Below are 24,210 nucleotides of genomic sequence, written 5' to 3'. Positions count from 1 at the left end.
ATGAGCACCGCCAAGCGCCGTCGCATCCTCGGCATCATCGCCACTGACAGCACCTTCGAGCGCACCGAGCACCGCGGCCGCGAGGCCTGGCTGGGCAAGTGCCTCCACTGCAACGCCCACCTCGTGGTGGGCCTGGATGGCGAGCCCATCAGCCGCGCCACCATCGAGCACATCCTCCCGCAGACCGCCGGCGGCACGGACGCGCCGTCCAACCTGGGCCTGGCCTGCGCCCGCTGCAACCAGGGCAAGAGCCGGCACGACGTGAAGTACCACCGTGACGCACGCGCTCGTGAATTGGTGGAGCGGCTGCTGGCCCGCCGCCGCGAGCGCTGGCGTGAGCCGGACGGCGAAGACGCGGAGTGAGGGCGACGCGCTGCTCATGGCGCGGATGACCTCCTCTGTCATGGCCTGTAGCGCTCCGTTCAGCTTCACACGCTGCGTACGCCCGGGCTCCAGCGGGTCCGCTTCGAGGGAGAAACCGGGTGGAGTGATCGCCCGCGCGCGTGCCGCTCAAACGCCGCTTCCGCCCCGTAGAAGAGAGATTCATCGCCTCGGACCCGCGACTTTCCGCCTCCGCGAGCGGAAGTGGTATCCGGCTGTCTCAACATCAGAGTCGCAACATCAGAATGGTTGACACTGCCGAAGCGATGCCCGATGGTCCCGCGCCGCGTCAGGGCTGGGAGAAGGAGGAGGGCCCCGCCCACGGCATTCTCATAGAGGTTTCGTTGGACGTGACTGCTTCGGATTCCGTGCGCCAGGAGCCTCCGCCCGCCCGCCCCATCGGGGCCGGGATCGCCCCTCCGCCCTCAGCGCCCCGCCACGCTCGCGCCTCCTTTAGCCCTCCTGTCACCGCTGTCGCTGAAGCCCCCTTGCCCATGGTCCTGGTATGAGCGGCCCTCTCTTCCCACGCTGGACGAACACGGTGTCGCGGCTGTCCGCCGCGGCGCTCCTCGCCGTGCCCGCCATCGGCATCGGCGGCCTCATGGCCTACGTACGCTCGCCGTACGTCACCAACCAGCAGATGCCCGTCGAGCAGCCCATCGAGTTCGACCACCGCCATCACGCGGGTGACGAGCAGATCGACTGCCGGTACTGCCACTGGACGGTGGAGAAGGCGCCCTCCGCGGGCATCCCCTCCACCACCGTGTGCATGTCCTGCCACGCCCAGGTGTGGAACAAGAGCCCGTACCTCGTCGAGGTGCGCAAGGCCTTCTTCTCCGACCAGCCCATCCCCTGGGTCCGCGTCCACAACCTGCCGGACTTCGTCTACTTCAACCACGCCATCCACGTGAACAAGGGCGTGGGCTGCGCCACCTGCCACGGCCGCATCGACCAGATGGGCGCCGTCGAGCAGCACGCGCCGCTGACGATGGCCTGGTGTCTGGACTGCCACCGCAACCCCGAGCCCAACCTGCGCCCGGCCGAGTTCATCACCTCGATGACCTGGGCGCCGCCCGCGGACAAGGCCGAGGCCGCCGCGCTCGGTCAGAAGCTGAAGGAAGAGTACGACGTCCACTCGCGCACGAGCTGCTCCACATGCCACCGATGAACACGAAGCGCGACGGCGTCCCGTCGCAGGATACTTCCTCCTTCGCGCTCCCGGTCGTCTCGGACCGGCCCGCCCCCGCGGCTGACGCCGTCGGTGAGGCCCTGGAGCACGCCGCCGCCAACGCCTCCGCCACCGAGCCCGGCTACGGCCGGACCTACTGGCGCAGCCTCGAGGAGAAGCTCGGCACCTCCGAGTACCTCGAGGAGACCCGCCCCGAGTTCCCCGTCGGCGCGGACCTGGCCCCCACCGGCTTCGTGCGCCGCGAATTCATGCAGCTGCTGGGCGCGTCGCTCGCCCTGGCCGGCGCCACGGCCTGCAGCACCCGTCCCCAGGACGAGCGCCTGCTGCCGTACACCAAGACGCCGCCCGAGGTCGCCCCGGGCAACCCGCTGCACTACGCGTCCGGCATGACGCTGGCCGGCCACACCTCCGGTCTGCTCATCACCGCCCGCGAGGGTCGCCCCATCAAGATCGAGGGCAACCCGCAGCACCCCGTCAACCAGGGCGCCGCCGGCGTCTGGGAGCAGGCGTACCTCCTCTCGCTCTATGACCCGAACCGCGCCCGCGTGCTGCGGCAGGGCAAGAGCCCCCGCGCCCTGCGCGTGCTGGCCGAGGACGTCGCCAACCTGGTGAACAAGGCTGCCCCCGCCGACGGTGGCGCCCGCCTGCGCTTCCTCACCGAGCCCGGCAACTCGCCGATGATGGGCGGCCTGCGCAACAGCATCCTGAAGAAGCTGCCCAACGCGCGCTTCTACAGCTACACGGCGATGACGCAGGACGCGGAGACCGAGGCCACCCGCGCCCTCTTCGGCAACCAGCCCGTCTCCGCCCGCTACGACTTCTCCCAGGCGGACGTCGTCCTGTCGCTGGACGCGGACTTCCTGGAGAGCCGTCCCGCCAACCTCACCTACGCCCGCCAGTTCGCGGACCGCCGCGACCCGAAGAACGGCCCCCTCAACCGCCTCTACGCGGCCGAGGCCCGCTTCACCATCACCGGCGGCATGGCGGACCATCGCCTGCGCGTGAAGTCGGCGGAAGTGCTCGCCGTCGCCGCCGCCGTGGCCCAGGCCGTCGGTGGCCCGGCCGCCTCGCTGGCCTCCGCCACCGCTGGCAAGGCGCAGCTGCGTGGTGCCTCCGAGGAAGTCCAGAAGGCCACCGCCTGGATCCAGGCGGTGGTCGGCGACCTGCGCGCGGCGAAGTCCGGCCGCACCCTGGTCATCGCCGGCGAGCGTCAGCCCGCCGCGGTCCACGTCCTGGCGCACGCCATCAACGCGGCCCTCGGCAACGTCGGCACCACCGTGCACTACGTGCAGGCCCCCGTGGCGGAGCCCTTCGGCCTCGCCCAGGTGCGCGCCCTGGTGGAGGACATCAAGGCCGGCCGCGTGGACACGCTGGTCATCACCTCGTGGAACCCGCTCTACGCCCTGCCGTCCGACGCGGGCCTGGCGGAGCTGCTCAACCCCGCCACCAACCCGGACCGCGCGAAGCTGTCCGTGCTCTACACGGGCCTCTACGAGGACGAGACCAGCCAGTACGTGGACTGGTTCGTCCCCGCGGCGCACCCGCTGGAGTCGTGGAGCGACGGCCGCGCGGTGGACGGCACCGTGTCCATTGCGCAGCCGCTCATCCAGCCGCTCTTCAACGGCGTGCCGGAGTCCGAGCTGCTGGCGCTGTTCCTGAACGAGCCCTACCGCCCCGCGTACCAGATGCTGCGCGAGTACTGGCAGGGCCAGGCCACGGGCCAGGCGGACTTCGAGTCCCGCTGGGAGACGTGGGTGTCCGAGGGCATCATCGCCGGCACCGCCTCCCCCGCGGCCTCGGGCGCGCCGGACTTCGGCGCCGCCACGTCCCTGGTGTCGGGCTACAACCCGCCCGCGGCCCCGGCGGCCAACGAGCTCGAGCTGAACTTCGTCCACGACTACAAGGTCTTCGACGGCCGCTTCGGCAACAGCGCGTGGCTGCAGGAACTGCCCGACCTCATCACCAAGATGGTCTGGGACAACGCCGCCCTCATCAGCCCGCAGACGGCCAAGGACCTGCGCCTCGAGCCCGGCGCCATGGCCGAGCTGAGCTACGGCGGCCAGAAGCTGTCCGTGCCGGTGTGGACCACGCCGGGCCTCGCCGACGGCACCGTGACGGTGGCGCTGGGCTACGGCCGCAACGGCCTGCATGAGGTGGTGGCCAAGGGTGTCGGCTTCAACGCCAACGTCCTGCGCCGCGCCGCCGCGCCCTGGTTCGACGGTGGCGCCACGCTGACCAAGGCACGCGGCAGCTACAAGTTCAGCCTCACCCAGACGCACTGGCGCATGGAAGGCCGCCCCATCGCGCTGGACATGCCGGTGACCGAGCTGGCGCACCCCTCGAAGGAGACGGAGCACATCCTCGAGCGCGTCAAGGGCGAGCTGAAGCCGGGCATCCAGGACAACCTGCCCGGGTTCGACTACGGCAACGGCTACAAGTGGGGCATGGCCATCGACCTGTCCCGCTGCACCGGCTGCAGCGCGTGCGTGGTGGCCTGCCAGGCGGAGAACAACATCCCCGTCGTGGGCAAGGAGCAGGTGGCCCGCAGCCGTGAGATGCAGTGGCTGCGCATCGACCGCTACTTCGAGGGCTCCGAGAACGACCCGAAGATGGTCATGCAGCCCATCATGTGCGTTCACTGCGAGAAGGCCCCCTGCGAGTACGTGTGCCCGGTGAACGCCACCGTGCACTCGGACGAGGGCCTCAACGACATGGTGTACAACCGCTGCGTCGGCACGCGGTACTGCTCCAACAACTGCCCGTACAAGGTCCGCCGCTTCAACTACCTGCACTACACGTCGGGCAAGACGTCCACCGAGAAGATGCTGATGAACCCGGACGTCACGGTGCGCAACCGCGGCGTGATGGAGAAGTGCACGTACTGCGTCCAGCGCATCGAGCGCACGCGCATCAGCGCCCGGGTGGAGAAGCGCCTCATCCAGGAGAAGGAGCTGCTGACGGCCTGCCAGCAGACCTGCCCCACGCAGGCCATCACCTTCGGCTCCCTCAACGACAAGCAGCAGCGCGTCACGCAGCTGCACGAGGACGAGCGCGCCTACAAGCTGCTGCACGAGCTGGGCACCCGCCCGCGCACCGCGCACCTCATCCGCGTCCGTAACCCCAACCCCGCCCTCGAGCCCGCCAAGACGCCGGCGGCCACCGAAGGGAGCCACTAGTCATGGCAGAGACTGCTATCACCGCTCCGCTCGACCCGCTCGAGCCGCGGCACCTCGTCGCGCCGCACCACGACGATGCGTCGCTCAACGAGACGCTCCTGGCCCACGTCTGGGCCAAGCCGGGCAAGGGCTGGTTCATGCTCTTCGGCATGACGCTCAGCGCCCTCGGCCTGCTCGTCATCGGCGTCACCTACACGCTGGCCCGCGGCATCGGCGTGTGGGGCAACAACCAGCCCGTCGGCTGGGCCTTCGACATCATCAACTTCGTCTGGTGGGTCGGTATCGGTCACGCCGGTACGCTCATCTCCGCCATCCTCCTGCTCTTCCAGCAGAAGTGGCGCACGAGCATCAACCGCTTCGCGGAGGCCATGACGCTGTTCGCCGTCATGTGCGCGGGCCTCTTCCCGCTGCTGCACACCGGCCGTCCCTGGTTCGCCTTCTGGCTGTTCCCCTACCCCAGCACCCTGGGCGCGTGGCCGCAGTTCCGCTCGCCGCTGGTGTGGGACGTGTTCGCCATCTCCACGTACCTCACGGTGTCCGCGCTGTTCTGGTACGTGGGCCTCATCCCGGACCTGGCCGCCCTGCGTGACTCGTCCAAGACGAAGATCCAGCGGGTCGTCTACGGCATGTTCAGCCTCGGCTGGCGCGGCTCCGGGCGGCACTGGCACAACTACAAGATTGGGTACCTGCTGCTGGCCGGCCTCTCCACGCCGCTGGTGGTCTCGGTGCACACCATCGTTTCCTTCGACTTCGCCGTGTCGCTGATTCCCGGCTGGCACGCGACCATCTTCCCGCCCTACTTCGTGGCCGGCGCCGTGTTCAGCGGCTTCGCGATGGTCATCACGCTCATGGTTCCGGCCCGCAAGTACCTGGGCCTGCGTGACGTGATTACGGAGCGCCACCTGGAGAACATGAACAAGGTCATCCTGGCGACGGGCCTCCTCGTGTCCTACGGGTACATGATGGAGCACTTCGTCGCCTGGTACTCGCAGAACCAGTACGAGCTCTGGACCTTCTACGTGAACCGCGCCACCGGGCCCTACGCCGGCGTGTACTGGCTGATGATTGCCTGCAACGTCATCACCCCGAACATCTTCTGGTTCAAGAAGTGCCGCACCAGCATCCCCATCATGTGGGTGGCCTCCATCATGGTGAACATCGGCATGTGGTGCGAGCGGTTCATCATCATCGTGACCTCGCTCAGCCAGGACTTCCTCCCCTCGTCGTGGGCCATCTACACCCCCACCTGGGTGGACTGGTGCATCTACGTCGGCACCCTGGGCCTGTTCGGGACCCTGTTCCTCCTCTTCCTGAAGTTCGTGCCCGCGGTCGCGGTGAGCGAGGTGAAGGAGCTGCAGTTGGAGCTCAAGCACGCCGCCCACCTCAACGCTCACGACACCCACGGAGCGCACTAGAGCCATGGAAGCCACAGCCCTCGAATCCTGGGTCCTGGCCGAGTTCGCCACGCCAGACTCCCTCGTGGATGCCACCCGTCAGATGCGGGAAAAGGGCTTCCAGGGGATGGACACCTACTCCCCGTATCCGCTGCACGGCGGCTCGGAGGCCCTGGGTCTGCCCCCCTCGCGCGTGCCCTTCATCGCGCTGGGCGGCGGCCTCACCGGCCTGACCACCGCTATCGCGATGCAGACGTGGATGAACACGTACGACTACCCGCTCAACATCGGCGGCCGCCCCCTGCTGTCGCTGCCCGCGTGGGTGCCGATTACGTTCGAGCTGAGCGTGCTGTTCGCCGCGTTCGGCATCTTCTTCGGCCTGCTCGCGCTCAGCCGGCTGCCGCAGCCCTACCACCCCGTCTTCGAGTCCGACGCCTTCCGCAGCGCGTCCACGCACGGCTACTGGCTGAGCGTGCCGCAGGCGACGGGACAGGACGCCACCGCCGTCATGGATCAGCTCAAGGCCCTGGGCGCCACCCAGGTGACCCTCGTCACGGGAGAGAAGGAATGAGGTGGCTCATCCCCGCCGCCGGACTCGTCGCGCTCCAGGGCTGCGACGTCCCCTCCGAGTTCCTCCAGCGCATGGAGGTGCAGGCGAAGTACGAGTACTACGAGGCGTCCGACTTCTGGGCGGACGGCCGCGCCATGCGCACGCCCCCCGCGGGCACCGTGCCGCGTGAGCGCCCGGTGGGCAACCCCGGCCTCAGCACCGGCCGCACCAACGGGACGATGGTCAGCAACATCCCCGTCGAGGTGGACAAGAAGCTGCTGACCCTCGGTCAGAAGAAGTACAACATCGTCTGCTCGCAGTGCCACGGCGTGCTCGGCGACGGCAACAGCATCGTCGCGGAGAACATGGCGCTGCGCCTGCCGCCGTCCCTGCTGGAGCTGCAGGGCAAGCCGGCGGGTCACTTCTACGCCGCCATCAACGAGGGCTACGGCGTGATGCCGTCCTTCTCGGGTGAGCTCGACGTGCACGAGCGCTGGGCCGTGGTCGCCTACGTGCGCGCCCTCCAGGCGGCCCGCAACACGCGCTCGGATGGGCAGCAGCCCGTTCCGCAGGAGAACCGATGAGTCCCCCCGTCACCACCGCGCGCGCCTCGGATTACGCGCGCTACACCGCCACCCCGAAGCTGATGGTGCCCGCGTTCGGCCTGGGCGCCCTGGGCCTGCTGGCCACGCTCGCCGGCTACTTCGCCACCGACGCCAAGGGTGAGGCCTCGCACAGCTACCTCATCGCCTTCGTCTACTGGCTGGGCATCAGCGTCGCCTTCCTCATCATGGTGGCCATCTTCCACACGGCCAAGGCGAAGTGGCTCATCGTCCTGCGCCGCACCATGGAGACGGCCGCCGCCTCGGTGCCCATCTTCATCGTGCTGTTCCTGCCGCTGCTGGCCATGATGAAGGACCTGTACCCGTGGTGGCCGGGCTCGCACCTGGCCAATGAAATCCACGGCATCGAGGTCGAGCACCTGGCGCACAAGCAGCACGGCTACCTCAACCCGACCTTCTTCTACTTCCGCCAGGTCATCTACTTCGGCGTGTGGGCCTTCGTGTCCTGGCGCCTGCGCTCGTGGAGCCTGAAGCAGGACGAGACGGGCGAGCTGGACCTCACGGTGAAGCAGCGCCGGTTCTCTCCGGGTGCACTGCCGTTCCTTGCGCTCACCATCACCTTCGCTTCTTTCGACTGGTTGATGAGCCTCACGCCGCTCTGGCAGTCCACCATCTTCGGCGTCTATTACTTCGCCGGCAGCTTCCTGGCGGCCTTCTGCGTGCTGACCGTCGTCACCGTCAACGCCCAGGGTGCCAACCTCTACGGCAGCGTCGTGAAGCTCGACCACTTCCACAACCTCGGCAAGCTGATGCTCGCCTTCACCGCGTTCTGGGCCTACATCGCCTTCTCCCAGTTCCTGCTGGTGTGGATTGCCAACATCCCGGAAGAGGCGCCCTGGTACGGCCTGCGCATCTTCGGCCCGTGGCGGCCGCTGTCCATCGCCCTGTTCTTCCTTCACTTCCTGCTGCCCTTCTTCATCCTGCTGTCGCGCAACCTGAAGCTGCAGCCGCGCAAGCTGGCGGTGGTGGCCGTCTACATCCTGGCCATCCACGCGGTGGACCTGTACTGGCTGGTGTGGCCCGCGCTGACGGGCTCGGCCGGCCCCACCTTCCACTGGACGCTGGTGACGGCGTTCCTCGGGGTGGGCGGCATTTCGGTGGGCTTCGCGCTCATGCAGGCTCGCAACCGCTTCACGCTCCCGGTGAAGGACCCCTACATCGCCGAGTCCCTGAGGTACGTGCAGCCATGAAGAAGACCCAGTCGGAGCTCGAGTCGCGCGTCATCGTCGGCGCGCACGGTGTGTCGGCCGAGGAAGACCACCTCGTCATGGGCAAGGTGGTCGGCATCGGCGTGGGCTCTCTCATCATCTTCCTCGTTGGCATCCTCTGGGCCTGGCGCATCCAGGTCCGGACGATGGAGGAAATCCAGCCGGACGGCCCGCCGCCGCGTCCCGCCGCCATGGGGCAGTACGAGGTTGGCATCGTCAACCAGCGCCTCTTCGAACAGGACTGGCACGCAGTGGACAAGCTGAGCGGCCAGCACCAGTCGCTCGGCGCCGGCTGGGGTGACCAGCCCGGCGTGAAGGCCCACCCCACCCTCGACGAGGCCATGGACCGGGTCATCCACGAGGCGCGCAACCCGCCTCCCACCCCTCCGTCGCCTGCCCCGCAGACGCCCCCGACGACGCCCCCCGCCCCGGGGACCCCTGCGTCACCGAGGCAGTAGCATCCGCCTTCCCCCTGGCGTAAGAGCCGTCCTGCCATGAAGCCCGCTCTCTCCCACTTCCACCCACGCGCCGCCAGACTGGGACTGCTCACGGCGGCGCTGGTGCTTGGCACCGCGCTGTCCGCGTCCGCCATGCCCGGTGCCGGCAAGACGCCCCGCGCCATCATCGAGGCCCAGCGGGACCTGCCGCCTCCGGTGAAGGGGGTGGACGTGGAGGAGCACCTGGGGGACCCGCTCCCCCTGGACGCGCGCTTCACGAACGAAGACGGGCGCGAGGTGAAGCTGGGTGAGGTGCTGTCCAAGACGAAGCCCACCCTGCTGACGCTCGTGTATTACAACTGCCCCATGCTCTGTAACCTGGTGCTCAATGGCCAGGTGAAGGCCATGCAGGAACTGGGGCTGGAGCTGGGCGAGGACTACGAGGCGGTGACGGTCAGCATCGACCCCGAGGACACCCCGGCGGAGAGCCTCAACCGCCGCCGGCGTCACCTCCAGTCCATGGGCAAGCCGGAGCGCGCGCCCTGGCACTTCCTCATCGGGACGGACGCGGAAGTCCACCGGCTCGCGGACGCGGTGGGCTTCAAGTACACGTACGACACAGGCACCAAGCAGTACGGCCACCCCGCGGTGGTGCAGGTCATCACCCCCGAGGGAAGCATCTCCCGGTACCTCTACGGAGTGACCTTTCCTCCCAAGGACATGAAGCTCGCGTTGCTGGAGGCGGCCGGGGGCCGCGTGGGTACCAGCTTCGACCGCGTCGTCATGTCCTGCTTCAAGTATGACACCGCCAGCAAGCGGTACGGATTCTACATCTTCGGGTTCATCCGCCTGGGCGGCACGCTGGTGTTCTGCGCCCTGGCGACGATGCTGATCTATTTCTGGAGGCGCGAGCTGAAGAAAGGCGCGGCGGCATGAGCGAGCTTCTCAACAACATCCTGTTCCTCCCGGAGGCCGCATCCACGTTCGCGGAACGGGTCGACATGCTGCATCACTTCGTCGTCGGTACGACGATGGTGATGTCGGCGGGCGTCGGCCTGGCGGCCCTGTTCATGTTCTTCCGGTACCGTCGCCGCCTCCCGGCCCAGGCGACGGAGTACGTCGTTCCCACGCTGAAGACGGAGTTCCTCTTCGTCTCCGTGCCGCTGGTGTTCTTCCTGGCCTGGTTCGGCATCGGCTTCCGGGACTTCACCTGGGTCACCACGCCGCCCAAGGACGCGATGGACGTCTACGTCATGGGCAAGCAGTGGATGTGGAAGTTCGCGTACCCGGAGGGCCCCAACGGCGTGAATGTCCTTCACGTCCCGGCCAACCGTCCGGTGCGCCTGCTCATCACGTCCCGGGACGTGCTGCACTCCTTCTACGTGCCGTCGTTCCGCATCAAGCAGGACGCGCTGCCGGGTCGCTACACGCAGATCTGGTTCGAGGCGACCAAGCCGGGCACGTACCAGGTGCTGTGCACCGAGTACTGCGGCCTGTCGCACTCGAAGATGCTGGCCGAGGTCGTGGTCCTCCCCCAGGAGGAGTACGACGTGTGGATCAAGGACCAGCGCCGCGGCCGCCTGCAGGACCGTCAGGACGCGCTTGCGGATACCTCGCTGGTGCCGCCGGTGGCCCGCATGGTGGAGCAGGGGCAGGTGCTCGCGGGCAGCGAGGGCTGCCTCAAGTGCCACTCGGTGGACGGCTCGAAGCACATCGGCCCCACCTTCCTCGGCATGTATGACCGCGTGGAGAAGCTCGACGACGGGCAGGACATCCGCGTGGACGAGGCCTACATCACCCAGTCGATGATGGACCCGGGCGCCCACCTGGTGGCGGGCTACCAGAACGTGATGCCGACCTACCAGGGCAAGCTGCAGGGCCCGGAGACGGCCGCCATCGTCGAGTACATCAAGTCGCTGCGCACTCCGAACGTTCGCGAGGGCGCTTCCGAGGGACCCGCCTATGACGCCATCCAGTAGCATCGCCTCCCCGGGCGCGGCTCCCGCGCACGACGAGCACCACGACCACCACCCGAACTACCTGGTCGACGGCACCACCATCAAGTCGTGGCTGCTGACGGTGGACCACAAGCGCATCGGGCTCATGTTCCTGTTCTGGGTCCTGCTCTTCTTCCTGGTGGGCGGCATCTTCGCGCTGCTCATCCGGGTGGAGCTGCTCACGCCCGGTCCGACCATCATGGACGCGATGACGTACAACCGTACGTTCACGCTCCACGGCCTGGTCATGATCTTCCTCTTCATGATTCCGGCGATTCCGGCCGTCTTCGGCAACTTCATGCTGCCGCTGATGCTGGGCGCCAAGGACGTGGCCTTCCCCCGGCTGAACCTGCTGTCGCTCTACATCTACCTGGCCGGCGCCATGCTGGCGCTGTGGGGCATGCTCAACGGCGGCCTCGACACCGGGTGGACGTTCTACGCGCCCTACAGCACGCACACGACGACGACGGTGGCGCCCGTGCTCTTCGGCGCCTTCATCATCGGGTTCAGCTCCATCGTCACGGGCATCAACTTCATCGTCACCGTCCACACCATGCGGGCGCCGGGCATCACCTGGTTCAAGATGCCCCTGTTCGTGTGGGCCATCTACGCCACCAGCTGCATCCAGGTGCTGGCCACGCCGGTGATTGGCCTGCTGCTGGTGCTGGTGACGGTGGAGAACCTGTTCGGGTTCGGCATGTTCGACCCGGCCCGCGGCGGCGACCCGGTGCTCTTCCAGCACCTGTTCTGGTTCTACAGCCACCCGGCCGTGTACATCATGGTGCTGCCGGCCTTCGGCGTGATGAGTGAAATCGTGGCCGCCTTCAGCCGGAAGAACATCTTCGGCTACCGCGCGGTGGCGTACTCCAGCCTCGGCATCGCCTTCGTCGGCTTCTTCGCCTGGGGCCACCACATGTTCGTGTCCGGCCAGTCCACCTTCGTCGGTGGTCTGTTCGGCGTGCTGACCATGTTGGTGGGCGTGTTCACCGCCATCAAGGTCTTCAACTGGGTGGGCACCGTCTACAAGGGCGCCGTCGACTTCAAGACGCCCTTCGCCTACTTCTGCGGCTTCCTGTTCTTCACCGTGTTCGGTGGCATGACGGGCATCGCCCTGGGCACGGTGTCGCTGGACGTCCCCTGGCACGACACCTACTTCGTGGTGGCGCACTTCCACTTCATCATGGTGGGAGCGACCATCATGGCCTTCCTGGCCTCGCTCCACTACTGGTTCCCGAAGATGTTCGGGCGCACGTACCACGAGGGCTGGGGCCTGGTGTCCGCGGCGCTCATCATCCTCGGGTTCAACGCCACGTTCATCCCCCAGTTCCTCCTGGGCAACAACGGCATGCCGCGCCGCTACTACGAGTACCCGGAGCGCTTCCAGGCGCTCAACGTGGCCTCCACGGCGGGCGCGTCCCTGCTGGCGTTCGGCTTCGTCATCATCGCCTGCTACCTGACGTACGCCCTGTTCTACGGGCGGGCGGCCGGAAAGAACCCGTGGCGCAGCAAGGGCTACGAGTGGCTGACCGAGTCCCCGCCGCCGACCCACAACTTCGTGGGTCCGCAGCCGACCTACCCCGAGGAGCCCCACTTCTACGTGGATCCGAAGAAGGCCGAGGTGCCCGATGCAGTCTAGTGCTTCCACCGCCGACGGGACGGTGGCCCCCGTCCCCCGGCTCGCCATGCACTTCGCGTCGCTCGAGGTGCAGAACCACGCGGCCCGGCTGGGCATGTGGCTGTTCCTGGCGACGGAAATCCTGCTCTTCGCAGGCCTCTTCATCTGCTACGGCTGCTACCGCTTCCTCTTCCCGGAAGCGTGGGCGGCCAGCAGCCGGAGCCTGGACCTGACGATGGGCACGGTGAACACCATCGTCCTCATCACCTCCTCGCTCACCGCGGCGCTCGCGGTGCACTACGCGAAGGAGGGGAAGAACAAGATGGTGGCCATCCAGATCTTCCTCACGCTGCTGATGGCCGTGGGCTTCCTCGTCATCAAGTACTTCGAGTACTCGCACAAGTTCCACATCGGGACGCTGCCGGGCCGGTACTACTTCTACGAGGGCATCCAGCTGCCGGGCGCGCCGATGTACTTCACGGTGTACTTCTGCGCGACGGCGCTGCACGGCCTCCACGTCATCATCGGCATGGTGGTGCTGACGTTCTCCATGGTGCGCGCGATGCGGCGGGCCGACTTCGGCCCCAACAACTACACCATGGTCGAGCTGGGCAGCATGTACTGGCACCTCGTCGACCTGGTGTGGATCTTCCTGTTCCCGATGCTGTACCTCGTCTGAAGGATTCATAGACCATGGCCATCGCCAACGAATCCCGTCAGGAAGCGCACAACATGGAGGAGCACCACGGGGCGGGCCGCTACTGGCTCATCTGGGGCGTGCTCCTGGTGCTGACGCTCGTCACCGTCATCACCGGCCGCATGCACCTGCCCAGCTTCGGCCTGGTGCTGGCGCTCGTCATCGCCACGGTGAAGGGCACGCTGGTGACGCTGTACTTCATGCACCTCATCGACCACCGGGGCGCCAACCGCCTGGTGTTCAGCGTGTCCATCCTCTTCGTGCTGCTGATGCTGGCAGTGCCGCTGCTGGACCTGGGCACGCGCTTCCGGGGCTCCAACCCCCCGGGCTCGCAGTACAGCGACCTGCAGCCGCCGGACATCGGCGCCAACGTGAAGGAAGGCCGCTTCGGCGGCGGCGTGCGGAGCCACGGCTCCCACGAGCAGTCCGAAGGCCACTGACCGGCCTCCGAGGACTTCGGGGCTCACCGCCCCACCCCGCGCGGCGCCGAGGGACTTCCCCGGCGCCGCGTTGCTTTTGCGGGCTACAGCTTCACCTCGAGGTTGAGGGACAGCGCCGTGTCGGTGGACACCTTGCCGGCGGGCGGCTCGCTGTCCGTCTTCACGAGGAAGCCGGCAGCCAGAGAGAGCGCGTCCGTCAGTCCCACCGACAGCTGCGTCTGGCTGCTGGCCAGCACGCGCGAGTCGCCGATGACGCTGATGAGCACCTCCACGTCCTCCTTGAAGAGGACATGCTCGTTGACGCTGTAGCGGAACGCCGCGCCGAAGCGGGGGCCGCCCAGGTCCACGTCCTCCAAATCCAGGCGCTCGGGGTAGTACTGGAAGCGCGTCTCGTAGGCGTACCGGAAGGCGGCGTCGGTGCGGAGGTAGGACTCCTTGCCCTCCTTCGACTTCTCGTCCCACCAGAGGATGCCGAGACCGCCCTCGCCGAAGGTGCGCGACTCCACGCTCTTCACGTGGTCCGTCTCCGCGCCAATCAGCGCATAGCCACTGAGCACCTGGGTGAAGCGCCGGTCGCCGCGCAACTCCGCGCCCGCGTTGAGCGCCACCACCTGCGAGACGGCCTCCTCACCCTCCAGCTCGGGCGGGCGGCTGCGGCCGTAGGAGCTGTACGCCTTGACGGCGTAGATCCAGTGCTCCGTCTTGCGCTGCGCGCTGGCCAGGCCGCTGAAGGTGAAGGTGGAGGCGTTGCCCGTGATGGAGATGAGCCCCGCGCCCAGGGTGACGTCCCACACGTCCGCCTTCGCGGCGGGCGCGGGTGCGGCCTCGGGAGCAGGTGCGGCGGCGACAGGCGCGGCGGCCGGCTGGCCCGCGGCGGCGGTGGCCGCGCGCTCGGCGGCCTCCGCGGCACGGGCGCTGGCCTCGGCGGCGCGCTCGGCGGCGGCGGCGGCGCGCTCGGCGGCGGCGGCCGCGCGCTCCTCCGCGCTGGCTGGCGCGGGAGCGGGCTCGGACACCGGGGCGGCCCGGGGAGCGGTGGGTGCGGGAGTGGTGGGGGCAGGCACCTGGGCCTGCAGGGAGGTGGCAATCAACAGCGCGGCGGAAAGCATCGGGGTCTCCAGTTCTGAGGCGACCCTTCCTGCTCCAAAGGAGGGCCGTGATTCAATGCCTCCGTGATTAATTCTGGCCTTCTCGGAGCCCCGAGGAGGCCCTTTGAACCCCGCCCGACTCCTGCTGCTGTCCACCCTGCTGTTGCCCGCGATGGCCGCCGCCCAGCGCGTCACCGTCCCGGTGGATGTGGGCGTGGGACCCGCCGCGTTCCTCTTCTTCGGTCCCGTCTTCGACGACCAGCCCATCCACACCGGGTTGAAAATCTCGGTGGACGCGGTGCTGGACCGCGAGTGGCTGAAGAAGAACCAGCGCCTCATCCCCAAGCGCTACCGCAAGCAGGCGCAGAGCCTGGACGAGATTCGCATCTCCCCGTCCATCCTCATCCCGGACACGCTCATCATCTCCCCGAAGGTGCGCGACACCGGCATGTACGGCGCCACGTGGAAGCCGCTGTCGCTGGGCCTGCCGCTGTCCAGCAGCCCGGTGCGCCTGTCCGTGGGGGCCGGGCTGCTGCTGACGTACGCGTACCTGTACTCGGACACGCTGGCGGACACGCACTTCCTGCGGCCCGGCGCGGAGCTGGGCGTGGACCTGGAGCTGCAGTTCTCCAAGCGCTTCCTCGTCAGCGTGGGCTGGGAGTCCGCCCTCTACGTGCCGCAGGAACTGGGCGGGCTCGGGCTGCCGGACCACCTGCGCGACGGCATCTTCCACGTCGGCCAGGCCTACCTGCAGCTCCACTTCCGCTTCCCTTACACCACCCGGCTGTGAGCTGGAGGGCGGAGGGGCGCCGGACATACGCGCCGCCTGCTGCGCGCGGAGACGGGCACGGCTAGCCTGGGCGTCATGCACCTGGTCCTTGCCACCGAAGCACAGAAGGCCGAGAGAGACCGCGTCACCCACGCCGCCTGGGGCTCGCCGCTGACGGTGGAGCAGTTCCACCAGCGGGAGCTGCGGCTGCGCGCCCGCCCCTGGTGCGCCGAGGGAATGAACACGTGGCTTTTGTGCGAGGACGACGGCCGGGTGCTCGTCTCGTGCGAGACGTTCCACAACGACAGCTGGCTGCGCGGCCCGGACGGACAGCTCGCGCATGGCGACAGCTTCTCCATCGCCAGCGTCTTCACCGAGGAGCACCTGCGCGGCCACGGCCACGCCACGCGGATGATGGACCTCGTGGCCGCGGAGCTGGAGCGCGCCTCGCCGCGGGGCCACGCCGCCGTCCTCTTCTCCGACGTGGGCGCCCCCCTCTACCGCCGCTCCGGCTACGAGGAGGTCCCCGCCTGGGACTGGAACCTGCCGGCCCGTGAGGAGCCATCCCCGCGCCGCGTGGACGCACTGCTCGGAGACGGGGACGTGGCGGCCGCGCTGGAGCGGATGCGGCGGCCGGAAGCGCCCTTCTACCTCTGGCCGAGCCCGGCGCAGGTGGACTGGCACCTGGAGCGCGAGCGCATCTACGCGGAGCTGCTGAGCCGGCCCCAGCCCGAGGCGTGTGGCGCGGTGGTGGGCGACTCCACCGCCCTGTGGGCGATGATGGCCCGCTACGGCGAGCTGGTGGTGCTGATGCTGGACGCGCGCTCCGGGGAGGACGCCGCCACGCTGCTGGAGATGGCGAGCGCCGTGGCACACCGGGCGAAGCTGGCGAAGGTGGTGCTGTGGGAGGAGCCCGGCACCGCCGAGCTGCTGGCGCGAGTCCCCGGGGCCACCCGCGTGGCGAGGGAAGGCTCGCTGCCCATGGTGCGCCCCCTGCGGCCGGGCCTGCCTCCGGCGGCGGCCATCCCCTTCCCTCGCGCGCTCTGGGTGTGAGCGCCGGATAGGATGGGAACCCATGGCCAAGCGCACCCGCATCATCGAAGGGACCTGGAACTGCACGTCCTGTGACACGAAGGGCATCCCCGCGCGCCACAAGCTCTGCCCCACCTGCAACAACCCCCGCGAGCTGACGGGCAAGGAGTCGGAGTTCGACTTCGGCGGGGTGGACGCGAAGAGCGGCAAGTCCCTGCGCGAGGGCGTCACGGACTCCGAGACGCTGGAAGTGGCCGCCGCCGGGGAGGACTGGTTCTGCGCGTACTGCGGCGCCGCCAACCGGGGTGACGCCCCCCGCTGCAAGCAGTGCAGCGCGGAGCGTACCGACGACGCGAAGGCGGCCACGAGCAAGGACCTGGACTCCCCCGTGGTCGCCCCCCAGCCCGTAGCGCAGCCGAAGAAGCGCATGGGGAAGACGGGCTGGCTCGTGCTGGGCGTGCTGTTCTCCTGCTGCTTCGGCTCGGGCGTGTTCGGCTTCTGGGGCAGCCGCACGCACGAGTACCCCGGGGAGGTGACGGGGACGGAGTGGAAGCGCGCGGTGGTGCAGGAGCGCTTCACCCCGGTGGCGAAGACGGGCTGGCGCGACGAACTGCGCACCACCTCCCCGCGCATGCCCGTCAACGGCGCGGGCGAGGTGGCGGGCGTGGCCAACGTCCGCGGCTGCGTGTCGCGCCAGCGTGGCACGCGCCGGGTGGCGGACGGCACGGAGCGGGTGTGCCGGACGAAGTCGCGCCGCGTGGCCTGCGGCACCGAGGAGAAGTGCCGCCGCCGCGACAAGGGCAACGGCTTCGTCGAAGAGGTGTGCGAGGACGTGACGAAGTACTGCAACGAGAGCTACGAGGACTGTCAGAACGAGACGCGCTACCGCACCGAGCCCGTCTACGCACAGGAGTGCACCTACGACACCTACGAGTGGAAGCAGGTGGACCGCCGCGAGACGTCTGGCACGGATGACCGGCCGCGCTGGCCCGAATTGTCCGTGAGCGGCGTGGACCGCCTGCGCCGCGAGGAGCACTACTCCGTCCACCTCCGGTACGAGGACGACGGGACGAAGGAGCACGTGCTCGAGCCGAAGAGCGAGCAGGAGTTCGTGGCGTGGAAGAAGGGCCAGGACGCCCGCCTCACGGTGACGAACCTGGGGAAGGTGGAGCAGGTCGTCCCGCGTTGAGTCACCGAGGTCAACCGTCCATGGAGTGCACCTGTTGTGGCGCCTGCTGTGTGGCGCCGGACATCGCCGCGCTGGACAAGCCGCTGGGCCTGCGCTGCCCGCACCTCGGCGAGGACAACCTCTGCCGCGTGTACGAGCAGCGGCCGGCCGTCTGCCGCGACTACGCCGCGGACGAGGTCTGCCGTCTCATCGAGGCACCCACGCTGGACGAGCGCGTGAAGAAGTACCTGGACCTCTTCGGCCTCGCGGAAGAGGCCCGCGAGGTGCGCGAGCAGGGCTGCCCCACCATGCGCAGCGCCCGCCGCCTGGCCGCCGGTCGCCCCTCCGCCGGGCTGCCTCCCGGACGCCGCGACGAATAGACACGCCGCGGGGTTGTCCCTTGTCCGCACGGCCCCTGGGCGTTAATCCCCCGGCCGTGCGATTCCAGCCCACCCAGCCCTTCGTCCCCGCGCCCGGATTGGCGAACGAGCATGCGCAGACCATCTACGCCTCGCTCGTGCGCCCCACCCATGCGCCCACGGCGCGCCGCGAGCGCCGCGAATTGCCCGACGGGGACTTCGTCGACGTGGACACCTTCGACGGCCCGCGCGGCGCACCGCACGTGGTGGCGCTTCACGGCCTGGAGGGCTCGTCCCGCGCGGGCTACGTCACCGCCATCCTCCGCGGCGCGGCCGAGCGCGGCTGGGGCGCCACCGCGCTCAACTTCCGCTCGTGCAGCGGCGAGCCCAACCGCCTGGCGCGCTCATACCACTCGGGCGACATCCACGACGCCCTGCTCGTGCTCAACGAGGTGCGTGCGCGCGTCACCGGGCCCCTCTTCGCCGTGGGCTTCTCGCTGGGCGCCAACGTGTTGTGCCGGCTGCTGGAGGAGCAGGGTGAAAGCGCGCCCGTGGACGCGGCCGCATCCATCAGCGCGCCGTACGACTTGGACGCCTGCTGCCGGAAGCTCGATGGCCCCGGTGCCTTCCACCGGCTGTACCGGGAGCGCTTCCTGCGCACGCTGAAGGGGAAGGCGCGCGAGAAGCTGCGGCGCTTTCCCGGCGCCTTCGACGGCCGGGCCATGGAGGCCGCGCGCTCCATCCGCGCCTTCGACGATGCCGTCACCGCTCCGCTGCACGGCTTCCGGGACGCGACGCACTACTACGCCGAGGCGTCCTCCGGTCCCCGGCTGCACGCCATCCGCCGGCCCACGCTGCTCCTGAGCGCCGCGGACGACCCGATGCTGGAGGCACCGGTCATTCCCCCGAGCGCCAGCGACAATCCGCTCCTGAGCGTGGTGCTCACCGAGCGCGGTGGACACGTGGGCTTCGTCGCGGGCCGCGCGCACCGCCCGCACTTCTGGGCCGAGGCCCAGGTGCTGGAGTTCTTCGCCGCGCGGTTGCGCTAACCGAAGGACAGCAGGATTCCCAGCTTCGCCGTGGGCCGCGTGCTGCGCACCCGCCAGGGCCGGGCCTCCTCGGGAGCCAGTGCGCCGCGGAAGGGTTCGTCCAGGTGCTCCATGCCGGGGCCGTACAGCTCCATGACGCTGAAGCCACCCCGGATGAAGAACGTCAGGCCTCCGGGCGCCTGCACCTCGAGGCCCAGCAGCGCGCTCGCGTACGTGTAGCCCACCCGCTCGAACGAGGGGCTGGGCAAGAGCGTCCTATCCGCCAGCCGCCGCTCCAGGCCGCGCTCGGACGCGGGTTGCGCATGGCCCAGCTCGAGCGTCAGCGCCGGCGTCACCCATCCGCTCATGGGCAGCAGCGTGAGCCCCGCCCGCGCGCCTGCGCGGATGCCGTTGTGCGTGGCGCCCAGGTGCAGCCGCACCTCATGCCTGGGCCGGAAGGACACCGAGAGCCCCGCCCCCTCGGGGATGCCCGCGTCCAGCATCAGCCCGAAAGGCGCGAGTCGCTCCGGGTCCTGGACCCGGCCCTGCACCTCCGCCGGAGGAGTCAGCCGCGCCGAGGGCGCCGCCCCCGCCGCCAGCGCCACCCGCGCCGTCAGCAACAAACCCAGCAATGTGAGCGCTGATACCGCCCCCATGAACCGCCTCCAACTCCCCACCGCCGCCGACCTGCCGCACCCTGGTGGCTCGCGCCTTCGCGTCCACCCTCCTCCGCCTCCACCGCTCGAACCGGACGGACAGGCTCCGGCGGGAGTTGCCTCCCCACCGGAGCCGCCCACCCCATGTCCCCGCAGTGCCCGACCGTCCCGCCCCACCGACCCACTCCGACAGGACCGCTCGCCAGGAGGAGGTGTCTCCTCACCCGCGAACGTCGACCGCCCCCCGACCCGCCGCCCGCCCATCCGAAGTGAACCGGACTCCGACGAGGCCCCCACCTCGCCGGAGTCCGTCCCCTTCCCCGCCCCACCCATCCCCGTGCCCGCAGTCCTTCCAAACCCCGAAGTGCCGCTGCGCCCGCCGCCACCCACCCTTGCCGGCCTGCTGCTCCGGCCCACCCCGCGAGGCCTGCCTCCCCACTCCAGGCACTGCCTCGACTTTCGCCCCTGCCCCCCACCACCTGGCGCGTACGGCGTCCCCCCACGCCCCCCGACCCCCTCGTCCGCCGTACCTCGCCGTTCCCAGCTGCCTGGAGCAATAGCATCGGCCGTGCCAGCCGCTGACGAAGGCAACAAGCCCGGTGATTTCAATGCGTTACGGAACCCTCTCCTGCCAGGGCGGGCATGGTGCCAGCGGGAAACCGGAAAAAACTCCGGCCCTCGGGGGTGGCCGTCCTAACGTGCCGCGCGCCTGTTGAGGTGGAGGAGAACCGCTTTGCGCCTGCCGGTCGCCGCAGCCCTGCTCGCACTTGTCGCCTGCTCCCGGACGACGGAAGGCCCCACGCCCCGCATCCAGGGAGCCATCAACCCGCTCACCCGCAACGTCACGCCCCCGCGCATCTGCAATGCCCAGGGCGCGGAGCACGGCTGGCGGCTCGAGATTGCCGGTGACGGCTTCGCCCCCGTGCCCGGGGACGTGCTCGAAGAGACGCCCGTGGCGGCGCTGCCGGAGGTGACGCTGCGCGGGCCCACGACGCTCACGCTGCCCCGGGAGCACGTCTTCTACATCCGCCCGGAGCTGCTGCTGGTGGACGTGCCCACGCGGGACTCGACGCCGCCGGTGGATCTGCCCGAGGGCAGCTACACGCTGGAGGTGAGCAACCCGGTGGGCGGCAGCGCCTCGCTGGCGGACGCGGTCATCGTCGTGCCGCCGCCGACCATCACCCGGGTGGAGCCGCCGCCGGATGGCTATACGTTCGCGGGCTCGAGCCCCATCGTCATCGAGGGGACGGGCTTCCGGCTCGACACCTTCCCGTACATCGTCCTGGTCAGCGCCGACGGGTCTCGCCAGTCGCTGTTCGTCATCAACGTCATCTCGCCCACGCGCATCGAGTCGGAGATTCCCCCCGGGATGTCCGAAGGCGTCTACGACCTGGTGCTCACCAACCCGGAGGGCTGTGGCACCACGGTGTCCCGCGCGCTGGACATCACCTACGAGCGCTTGGGCACGCTCACCCTGGCGCCGCGCACCGGCAGCGAGCTGAGCGACCAGGCCATCACCCTCACCAACACGCCCACCGGAGATCAGCGCCCGTTCTCGGGGCCGCCGGACATCGTCCTCGTGGCGCCCCTGAAGACGAATCCGTCGGAGGTGGTGCGCATCCCGCTGCGCGACGTCACCTACGACGCGCCCGGCACCGTGAGGGCGGTGGTGCCCACCTGCTCCGGCCTCGACGCGCCGCCCATCACCGACCCGCGGTGTCCGGGCGGCATCGTGCCCGGCGGCCCCTACGCTCTCGAGGTCGCGGACCCGGGGGGCGCCATCGGCGAGGTGCCGGCCATCCAGGGCTTCACCGTCACCGCGGACGGGGCGGTGGGCCTGATGTCGGACCTCGGGGAGTGTGCCCTGGCTTCCCAGCCCTGCGGAGCGCCTGCACCATGAACGCCCTTGCCCTGCTCGCCGCGCTCACCACGCTCGCCGCCGCCGAGCCCGCCACGCCGCTCGCGGCCGAGACGGACACCGCCCATCGCGAGGGCAGCGTCCTGCTCGCCCCGAAGGTGGGCTTCTTCAAGACCACCACGCCGCTGAGCGGCGACCTCTACCTGGCCGCGGAGGTGGGCTACATCACGCCGCTGCTGGAGCGGCGGCTCGCGGTGGTGGTGGAGGTGAACTACCACCGGCCGAAGCTGTCGGGCACGCTGACGGACCCGCAGCTCGGTGGCTTCGGCGCCCCTCCGCCGGATGGCACCTACTCGGTCGCCGTGCGCGAGGTGGCCTTCCAGCTGTCGGCCGTGTACCGCTTCGAGCACACGCTCGGCACGCTCACGCCGTACGTGGGCGGCGGCGTCGGCCTCTACCTGCACCGCGCGACAGCGGACATCTTCGGCGCCGTGTCCTCGGAGAGCGACGGCGGCCTGGGCCTGCAGGCGCTGGCCGGGCTGGAGTTGCCGCTCGGTCCGGGCGGGCTCTTCGTGGAGGCGCACTACCACTTCGCCCCGGTGGACCTCGTCATCACGGGGGACGCCAACGTGGGCGGCCTCCTCGCGAGCCTGGGCTACCGCCTGCGCCTCTGAAGCGTGGCGCTTCCGCTCAGAAGGTCCCCATCATCCCACCCAGCAGGCTGCCGCCCTGGGTGGTGGCGACCAGGGGGGACACCCTCAAGCCCGCGGGCCGCTGCGCGAACCGCGAGGCGCCGCGCACCACGCTCCGGTGGGAGACCTCGTAGCCGATGACCGCGCCGACCGCCGCGCCGATGGGGCCGGCGACCGCGAGGATGACGCCGCTCCCGAAGGCGATGGTGGGCATGGTGCCGATGACGCCCAGGCCCATCCCCATCGCCGCGCCCAGGTAGGCCGCCCAGAGCTTCCCCTCACCGCCCAGGAGGCTGCCGACGGCCCACGCCCCCACGGGCGCGGTGGCCGAGACGCTCAGCATCGTGACGAGGAAGGACGTGAGGATGCACATGCGCTCGGTGTCGCGGAAGCAGCGCGTGCCGACGAGCGCATCCATCGCGACGGCGCTGCTCAACGTCAGGGCGCTCGCCCCCGCCAGGTCCAGGAGCGAGCGCACCAGTGGCACCGCCAGCGGCTCCGGCGTCAGGCGCGGCGAGGGGCCGGAAGCGGACGGCGAGGGGATGAGGCTCAGCGGTGAGGAAGCCTCCCGTGAGAAGTCTCCCTCTGGAGCGGGAGGCTCCGAAGCAGGGCCGATGTCGCGGGCGGGTGCCGCATCCATGGCCGTGTCGGGCGCGGCCGTCTGGCCGGGGAAGTCGATGGGCTCGAACGGCTCTTCGACGACAGGTGTGGGAGCCGCGCCCTCCGGAAACGCATTCCACGAACCGTCTTCCGAGGGAGTCTCCGCCGCCTGCGCCCTTCCAACGCGGGGAGCGAGCACGAGGAGCAGCAGGAGCGGCGCGAGGCGGACAGCACGCATGTCCCCAGCGTAGCCGCGAGCAGGGCTCCTCGCCCATGCCCCCTCCCGGGCCCGCATGTCTCCGCGCGTCAGGCCTGTCCCACCGGGGTGCGCAGCACGCGGAGCAATTCCTGCGCGAGCACGTCGTGCATGGCCTGCCTCAGCGCGCCGAGCAGGTGCTGGAGCGCCTCGGTCGTCTCTCCATGGGCCTCGCGCACGCGCTCGTGGCGGCCGTCGAAGATGCGCAACCGTCCGGGCACCAGCGCGATGACGGGCAGCGCGGGGTGACGCTTGCGCAGCAGTCCGAGGAACAGCGGGTGGTCCTCGTCCGGCCTGCGCAGGTCCACCACCACGAGCACCGGCGGCGTGGAGGAGATGGCGGCGAACGCATCATCCGTGTCGCCCGTCGCGGACACCGACAGCCCCGGCTCCTCGAGCATGCGCCGCAGCAACTCGCGTGAGGGAGTGTGGGGACTGACGATGAGGACGCGGCGCATCACCCGTTGAATCTAGCCCTTCCACACCGCGATGGCGGCCCCCGCGAAGGCGAGCGCCGAGCCCACCACCCGGGCGAGCGTGGCCGGACGCCCTTCCACCATGGCATCCCACACGAGGCTGGTGAGGAGCTGCGCGGCCATCAGCAGGAGCGCGGACTGCACCGCGCCCAGCCGGCCCATGGCCCACGGCATGCCGACGACGATGAGCACTCCACACAGGCCCGGCAGCAGGTGCCACACGGTGAAGCCGTCGAAGAAGCGGCCGGAGCCACCGGGAGCGGCGGCCTCGGGCCAGAAGCCCGGCACCGAGCGCGCCACCACGTAGACGGCGAAGGTGGCCACCGTTGCCACCACCATGTTCATGAGGACGGCGCTCAGCAGCCCCCACTGGCCCGCGAAGCGACGGTTGAGACCGGCCTGGGCCACCACGGCCAGGCCGCACAGCAGGGGAACGAGCGAGATGAGACGCATGCCGCGCGCTGGGTACCGTGAACCCTCCCACCTCCGCAAGTCAGGACGACGGCCGGAGGGGAACCAGGAGG

General features: G+C 69.6%; 25 protein-coding genes. 20 read left to right on the top strand and 5 right to left on the bottom strand.

Features of this window, described 5'->3' with window-relative positions; genetic code table 11:
- The 13 genes from OV427_RS31380 to OV427_RS31320 all read left to right on the top strand — a co-directional run bounded on the left by OV427_RS31380 (position 1) and on the right by OV427_RS31320 (position 13,707).
- On the top strand, positions 1-363 hold the full coding sequence (locus OV427_RS31380; protein ID WP_267859882.1) for an HNH endonuclease: 363 nt from the start codon (positions 1-3) through the stop codon (positions 361-363).
- A gap of 523 nt (positions 364-886) precedes the next feature.
- A complete protein-coding gene (locus tag OV427_RS31375) occupies positions 887-1,549 on the top strand; it encodes a cytochrome c3 family protein (RefSeq protein WP_267859881.1) in 663 nt (220 codons plus the stop codon).
- Positions 1,546-4,746, top strand: coding sequence for a TAT-variant-translocated molybdopterin oxidoreductase (locus OV427_RS31370; RefSeq protein ID WP_267863511.1), 3,201 nt, complete (start codon positions 1,546-1,548; stop codon positions 4,744-4,746). Before OV427_RS31375 ends, OV427_RS31370 begins: the two co-directional genes overlap by 4 nt.
- A gap of 2 nt (positions 4,747-4,748) precedes the next feature.
- Complete coding sequence (gene nrfD, locus OV427_RS31365; RefSeq protein WP_267859880.1) at positions 4,749-6,161, top strand: NrfD/PsrC family molybdoenzyme membrane anchor subunit; 1,413 nt, start codon at positions 4,749-4,751, stop codon at positions 6,159-6,161.
- A 4-nt stretch (positions 6,162-6,165) separates the two neighbouring features.
- Complete coding sequence (locus OV427_RS31360) at positions 6,166-6,711, top strand: DUF3341 domain-containing protein (RefSeq protein WP_267859879.1); 546 nt, start codon at positions 6,166-6,168, stop codon at positions 6,709-6,711.
- The gene (locus tag OV427_RS31355; protein WP_267859878.1) at positions 6,708-7,274 is read left to right on the top strand and encodes a c-type cytochrome; all 567 of its coding nucleotides are present in this window, start codon (positions 6,708-6,710) and stop codon (positions 7,272-7,274) included. The genes OV427_RS31360 and OV427_RS31355 overlap by 4 nt, the downstream gene beginning before the upstream one ends.
- Positions 7,271-8,503 carry a hypothetical protein gene (locus tag OV427_RS31350; protein ID WP_267859877.1) on the top strand — a complete coding sequence of 411 codons (1,233 nt, stop codon included), beginning with the start codon at positions 7,271-7,273 and terminating at the stop codon, positions 8,501-8,503. The genes OV427_RS31355 and OV427_RS31350 overlap by 4 nt, the downstream gene beginning before the upstream one ends.
- Positions 8,500-8,979 (top strand): hypothetical protein, encoded by a 480-nt coding sequence (locus tag OV427_RS31345; protein WP_267859876.1) that lies wholly within the window; start codon positions 8,500-8,502, stop codon positions 8,977-8,979. The genes OV427_RS31350 and OV427_RS31345 overlap by 4 nt, the downstream gene beginning before the upstream one ends.
- A gap of 36 nt (positions 8,980-9,015) precedes the next feature.
- Positions 9,016-9,894 (top strand): SCO family protein, encoded by an 879-nt coding sequence (locus OV427_RS31340; protein ID WP_267859875.1) that lies wholly within the window; start codon positions 9,016-9,018, stop codon positions 9,892-9,894.
- Complete coding sequence (coxB, locus tag OV427_RS31335; protein WP_267859874.1) at positions 9,891-10,937, top strand: cytochrome c oxidase subunit II; 1,047 nt, start codon at positions 9,891-9,893, stop codon at positions 10,935-10,937. The genes OV427_RS31340 and coxB overlap by 4 nt, the downstream gene beginning before the upstream one ends.
- On the top strand, positions 10,921-12,591 hold the full coding sequence (gene ctaD / locus OV427_RS31330) for a cytochrome c oxidase subunit I (RefSeq protein WP_267859873.1): 1,671 nt from the start codon (positions 10,921-10,923) through the stop codon (positions 12,589-12,591). The genes coxB and ctaD overlap by 17 nt, the downstream gene beginning before the upstream one ends.
- Positions 12,581-13,249, top strand: a complete 669-nt coding sequence (locus tag OV427_RS31325; protein WP_267859872.1) for a cytochrome c oxidase subunit 3 family protein — start codon at positions 12,581-12,583, stop codon at positions 13,247-13,249. Before ctaD ends, OV427_RS31325 begins: the two co-directional genes overlap by 11 nt.
- A 14-nt stretch (positions 13,250-13,263) precedes the next feature.
- Entirely contained in the window at positions 13,264-13,707 is a 444-nt protein-coding gene (locus tag OV427_RS31320) for a cytochrome C oxidase subunit IV family protein (RefSeq protein ID WP_164002892.1), read from the top strand.
- Between the two features lie 83 nt (positions 13,708-13,790).
- Here OV427_RS31320 and OV427_RS31315 read toward each other — a convergent pair whose 3' ends face one another.
- On the bottom strand, positions 13,791-14,813 hold the full coding sequence (locus OV427_RS31315; RefSeq protein ID WP_267859871.1) for a DUF481 domain-containing protein: 1,023 nt from the start codon (positions 14,811-14,813) through the stop codon (positions 13,791-13,793).
- 151 nt (positions 14,814-14,964) lie between these two features.
- On the opposite strand from OV427_RS31315, the gene OV427_RS31310 reads away from it, so the two are divergent.
- From OV427_RS31310 to OV427_RS31290, 5 genes are all read left to right on the top strand, one after another.
- Positions 14,965-15,582 carry a hypothetical protein gene (locus OV427_RS31310; RefSeq protein ID WP_267863510.1) on the top strand — a complete coding sequence of 206 codons (618 nt, stop codon included), beginning with the start codon at positions 14,965-14,967 and terminating at the stop codon, positions 15,580-15,582.
- Between the two features lie 75 nt (positions 15,583-15,657).
- On the top strand, positions 15,658-16,614 hold the full coding sequence (locus tag OV427_RS31305; protein ID WP_267859870.1) for an N-acetyltransferase: 957 nt from the start codon (positions 15,658-15,660) through the stop codon (positions 16,612-16,614).
- Between the two features lie 22 nt (positions 16,615-16,636).
- Positions 16,637-17,782 carry a hypothetical protein gene (locus OV427_RS31300; protein ID WP_267859869.1) on the top strand — a complete coding sequence of 382 codons (1,146 nt, stop codon included), beginning with the start codon at positions 16,637-16,639 and terminating at the stop codon, positions 17,780-17,782.
- A gap of 20 nt (positions 17,783-17,802) precedes the next feature.
- On the top strand, positions 17,803-18,141 hold the full coding sequence (locus OV427_RS31295; protein WP_267859868.1) for a YkgJ family cysteine cluster protein: 339 nt from the start codon (positions 17,803-17,805) through the stop codon (positions 18,139-18,141).
- Positions 18,142-18,197: 56 nt separating this feature from the next.
- The gene (locus tag OV427_RS31290) at positions 18,198-19,169 is read left to right on the top strand and encodes a hydrolase (protein ID WP_267859867.1); all 972 of its coding nucleotides are present in this window, start codon (positions 18,198-18,200) and stop codon (positions 19,167-19,169) included.
- Here the strand turns inward: OV427_RS31290 and OV427_RS31285 are convergent.
- On the bottom strand, positions 19,166-19,804 hold the full coding sequence (locus tag OV427_RS31285) for a hypothetical protein (protein WP_267859866.1): 639 nt from the start codon (positions 19,802-19,804) through the stop codon (positions 19,166-19,168). The genes OV427_RS31290 and OV427_RS31285 overlap by 4 nt on opposite strands.
- Before the next feature lie 733 nt (positions 19,805-20,537).
- On the opposite strand from OV427_RS31285, the gene OV427_RS31280 reads away from it, so the two are divergent.
- On the top strand, positions 20,538-21,704 hold the full coding sequence (locus OV427_RS31280) for an IPT/TIG domain-containing protein (protein WP_267859865.1): 1,167 nt from the start codon (positions 20,538-20,540) through the stop codon (positions 21,702-21,704).
- Complete coding sequence (locus tag OV427_RS31275) at positions 21,701-22,336, top strand: hypothetical protein (protein WP_267859864.1); 636 nt, start codon at positions 21,701-21,703, stop codon at positions 22,334-22,336. Before OV427_RS31280 ends, OV427_RS31275 begins: the two co-directional genes overlap by 4 nt.
- Positions 22,337-22,352: 16 nt before the next feature.
- On the opposite strand, the gene OV427_RS31270 is transcribed toward OV427_RS31275, so the two are convergent.
- The 3 genes from OV427_RS31270 to OV427_RS31260 all read right to left on the bottom strand — a co-directional run bounded on the left by OV427_RS31270 (position 22,353) and on the right by OV427_RS31260 (position 24,139).
- On the bottom strand, positions 22,353-23,192 hold the full coding sequence (locus tag OV427_RS31270) for a hypothetical protein (RefSeq protein ID WP_267859863.1): 840 nt from the start codon (positions 23,190-23,192) through the stop codon (positions 22,353-22,355).
- Between the two features lie 68 nt (positions 23,193-23,260).
- Positions 23,261-23,668 carry a response regulator gene (locus tag OV427_RS31265; RefSeq protein ID WP_267859862.1) on the bottom strand — a complete coding sequence of 136 codons (408 nt, stop codon included), beginning with the start codon at positions 23,666-23,668 and terminating at the stop codon, positions 23,261-23,263.
- A gap of 12 nt (positions 23,669-23,680) precedes the next feature.
- The gene (locus OV427_RS31260) at positions 23,681-24,139 is read right to left on the bottom strand and encodes a DMT family transporter (protein ID WP_267859861.1); all 459 of its coding nucleotides are present in this window, start codon (positions 24,137-24,139) and stop codon (positions 23,681-23,683) included.
- Positions 24,140-24,210 lie beyond the last annotated feature (71 nt).

Source organism: Pyxidicoccus sp. MSG2 (assembly GCF_026626705.1).
Classification (GTDB): domain Bacteria; phylum Myxococcota; class Myxococcia; order Myxococcales; family Myxococcaceae; genus Myxococcus.
The sequence above is the reverse complement of the archived record's forward strand: the minus strand, read 5'-3'. Positions and strand labels throughout refer to the sequence as shown.

Coding starts and splice junctions, on each gene's coding strand:
- ctaD (WP_267859873.1), top strand. CDS start 10,921: ATGACGCCATCCAGTAGCATCGCCTCCCCGGGCGCGGCTCCCGCGCAC.
- OV427_RS31325 (WP_267859872.1), top strand. CDS start 12,581: ATGCAGTCTAGTGCTTCCACCGCCGACGGGACGGTGGCCCCCGTCCCC.
- coxB (WP_267859874.1), top strand. CDS start 9,891: ATGAGCGAGCTTCTCAACAACATCCTGTTCCTCCCGGAGGCCGCATCC.
- OV427_RS31340 (WP_267859875.1), top strand. CDS start 9,016: ATGAAGCCCGCTCTCTCCCACTTCCACCCACGCGCCGCCAGACTGGGA.
- OV427_RS31310 (WP_267863510.1), top strand. CDS start 14,965: ATGGCCGCCGCCCAGCGCGTCACCGTCCCGGTGGATGTGGGCGTGGGA.
- OV427_RS31315 (WP_267859871.1), bottom strand. CDS start 14,813: ATGCTTTCCGCCGCGCTGTTGATTGCCACCTCCCTGCAGGCCCAGGTG.
- OV427_RS31355 (WP_267859878.1), top strand. CDS start 6,708: ATGAGGTGGCTCATCCCCGCCGCCGGACTCGTCGCGCTCCAGGGCTGC.
- OV427_RS31320 (WP_164002892.1), top strand. CDS start 13,264: ATGGCCATCGCCAACGAATCCCGTCAGGAAGCGCACAACATGGAGGAG.
- OV427_RS31285 (WP_267859866.1), bottom strand. CDS start 19,804: ATGGGGGCGGTATCAGCGCTCACATTGCTGGGTTTGTTGCTGACGGCG.
- OV427_RS31350 (WP_267859877.1), top strand. CDS start 7,271: ATGAGTCCCCCCGTCACCACCGCGCGCGCCTCGGATTACGCGCGCTAC.
- OV427_RS31380 (WP_267859882.1), top strand. CDS start 1: ATGAGCACCGCCAAGCGCCGTCGCATCCTCGGCATCATCGCCACTGAC.
- OV427_RS31260 (WP_267859861.1), bottom strand. CDS start 24,139: ATGCGTCTCATCTCGCTCGTTCCCCTGCTGTGCGGCCTGGCCGTGGTG.
- OV427_RS31370 (WP_267863511.1), top strand. CDS start 1,546: ATGAACACGAAGCGCGACGGCGTCCCGTCGCAGGATACTTCCTCCTTC.
- OV427_RS31265 (WP_267859862.1), bottom strand. CDS start 23,668: ATGCGCCGCGTCCTCATCGTCAGTCCCCACACTCCCTCACGCGAGTTG.
- OV427_RS31305 (WP_267859870.1), top strand. CDS start 15,658: ATGCACCTGGTCCTTGCCACCGAAGCACAGAAGGCCGAGAGAGACCGC.
- OV427_RS31300 (WP_267859869.1), top strand. CDS start 16,637: ATGGCCAAGCGCACCCGCATCATCGAAGGGACCTGGAACTGCACGTCC.
- nrfD (WP_267859880.1), top strand. CDS start 4,749: ATGGCAGAGACTGCTATCACCGCTCCGCTCGACCCGCTCGAGCCGCGG.
- OV427_RS31360 (WP_267859879.1), top strand. CDS start 6,166: ATGGAAGCCACAGCCCTCGAATCCTGGGTCCTGGCCGAGTTCGCCACG.
- OV427_RS31270 (WP_267859863.1), bottom strand. CDS start 23,192: ATGCGTGCTGTCCGCCTCGCGCCGCTCCTGCTGCTCCTCGTGCTCGCT.
- OV427_RS31345 (WP_267859876.1), top strand. CDS start 8,500: ATGAAGAAGACCCAGTCGGAGCTCGAGTCGCGCGTCATCGTCGGCGCG.
- OV427_RS31275 (WP_267859864.1), top strand. CDS start 21,701: ATGAACGCCCTTGCCCTGCTCGCCGCGCTCACCACGCTCGCCGCCGCC.
- OV427_RS31295 (WP_267859868.1), top strand. CDS start 17,803: ATGGAGTGCACCTGTTGTGGCGCCTGCTGTGTGGCGCCGGACATCGCC.
- OV427_RS31375 (WP_267859881.1), top strand. CDS start 887: ATGAGCGGCCCTCTCTTCCCACGCTGGACGAACACGGTGTCGCGGCTG.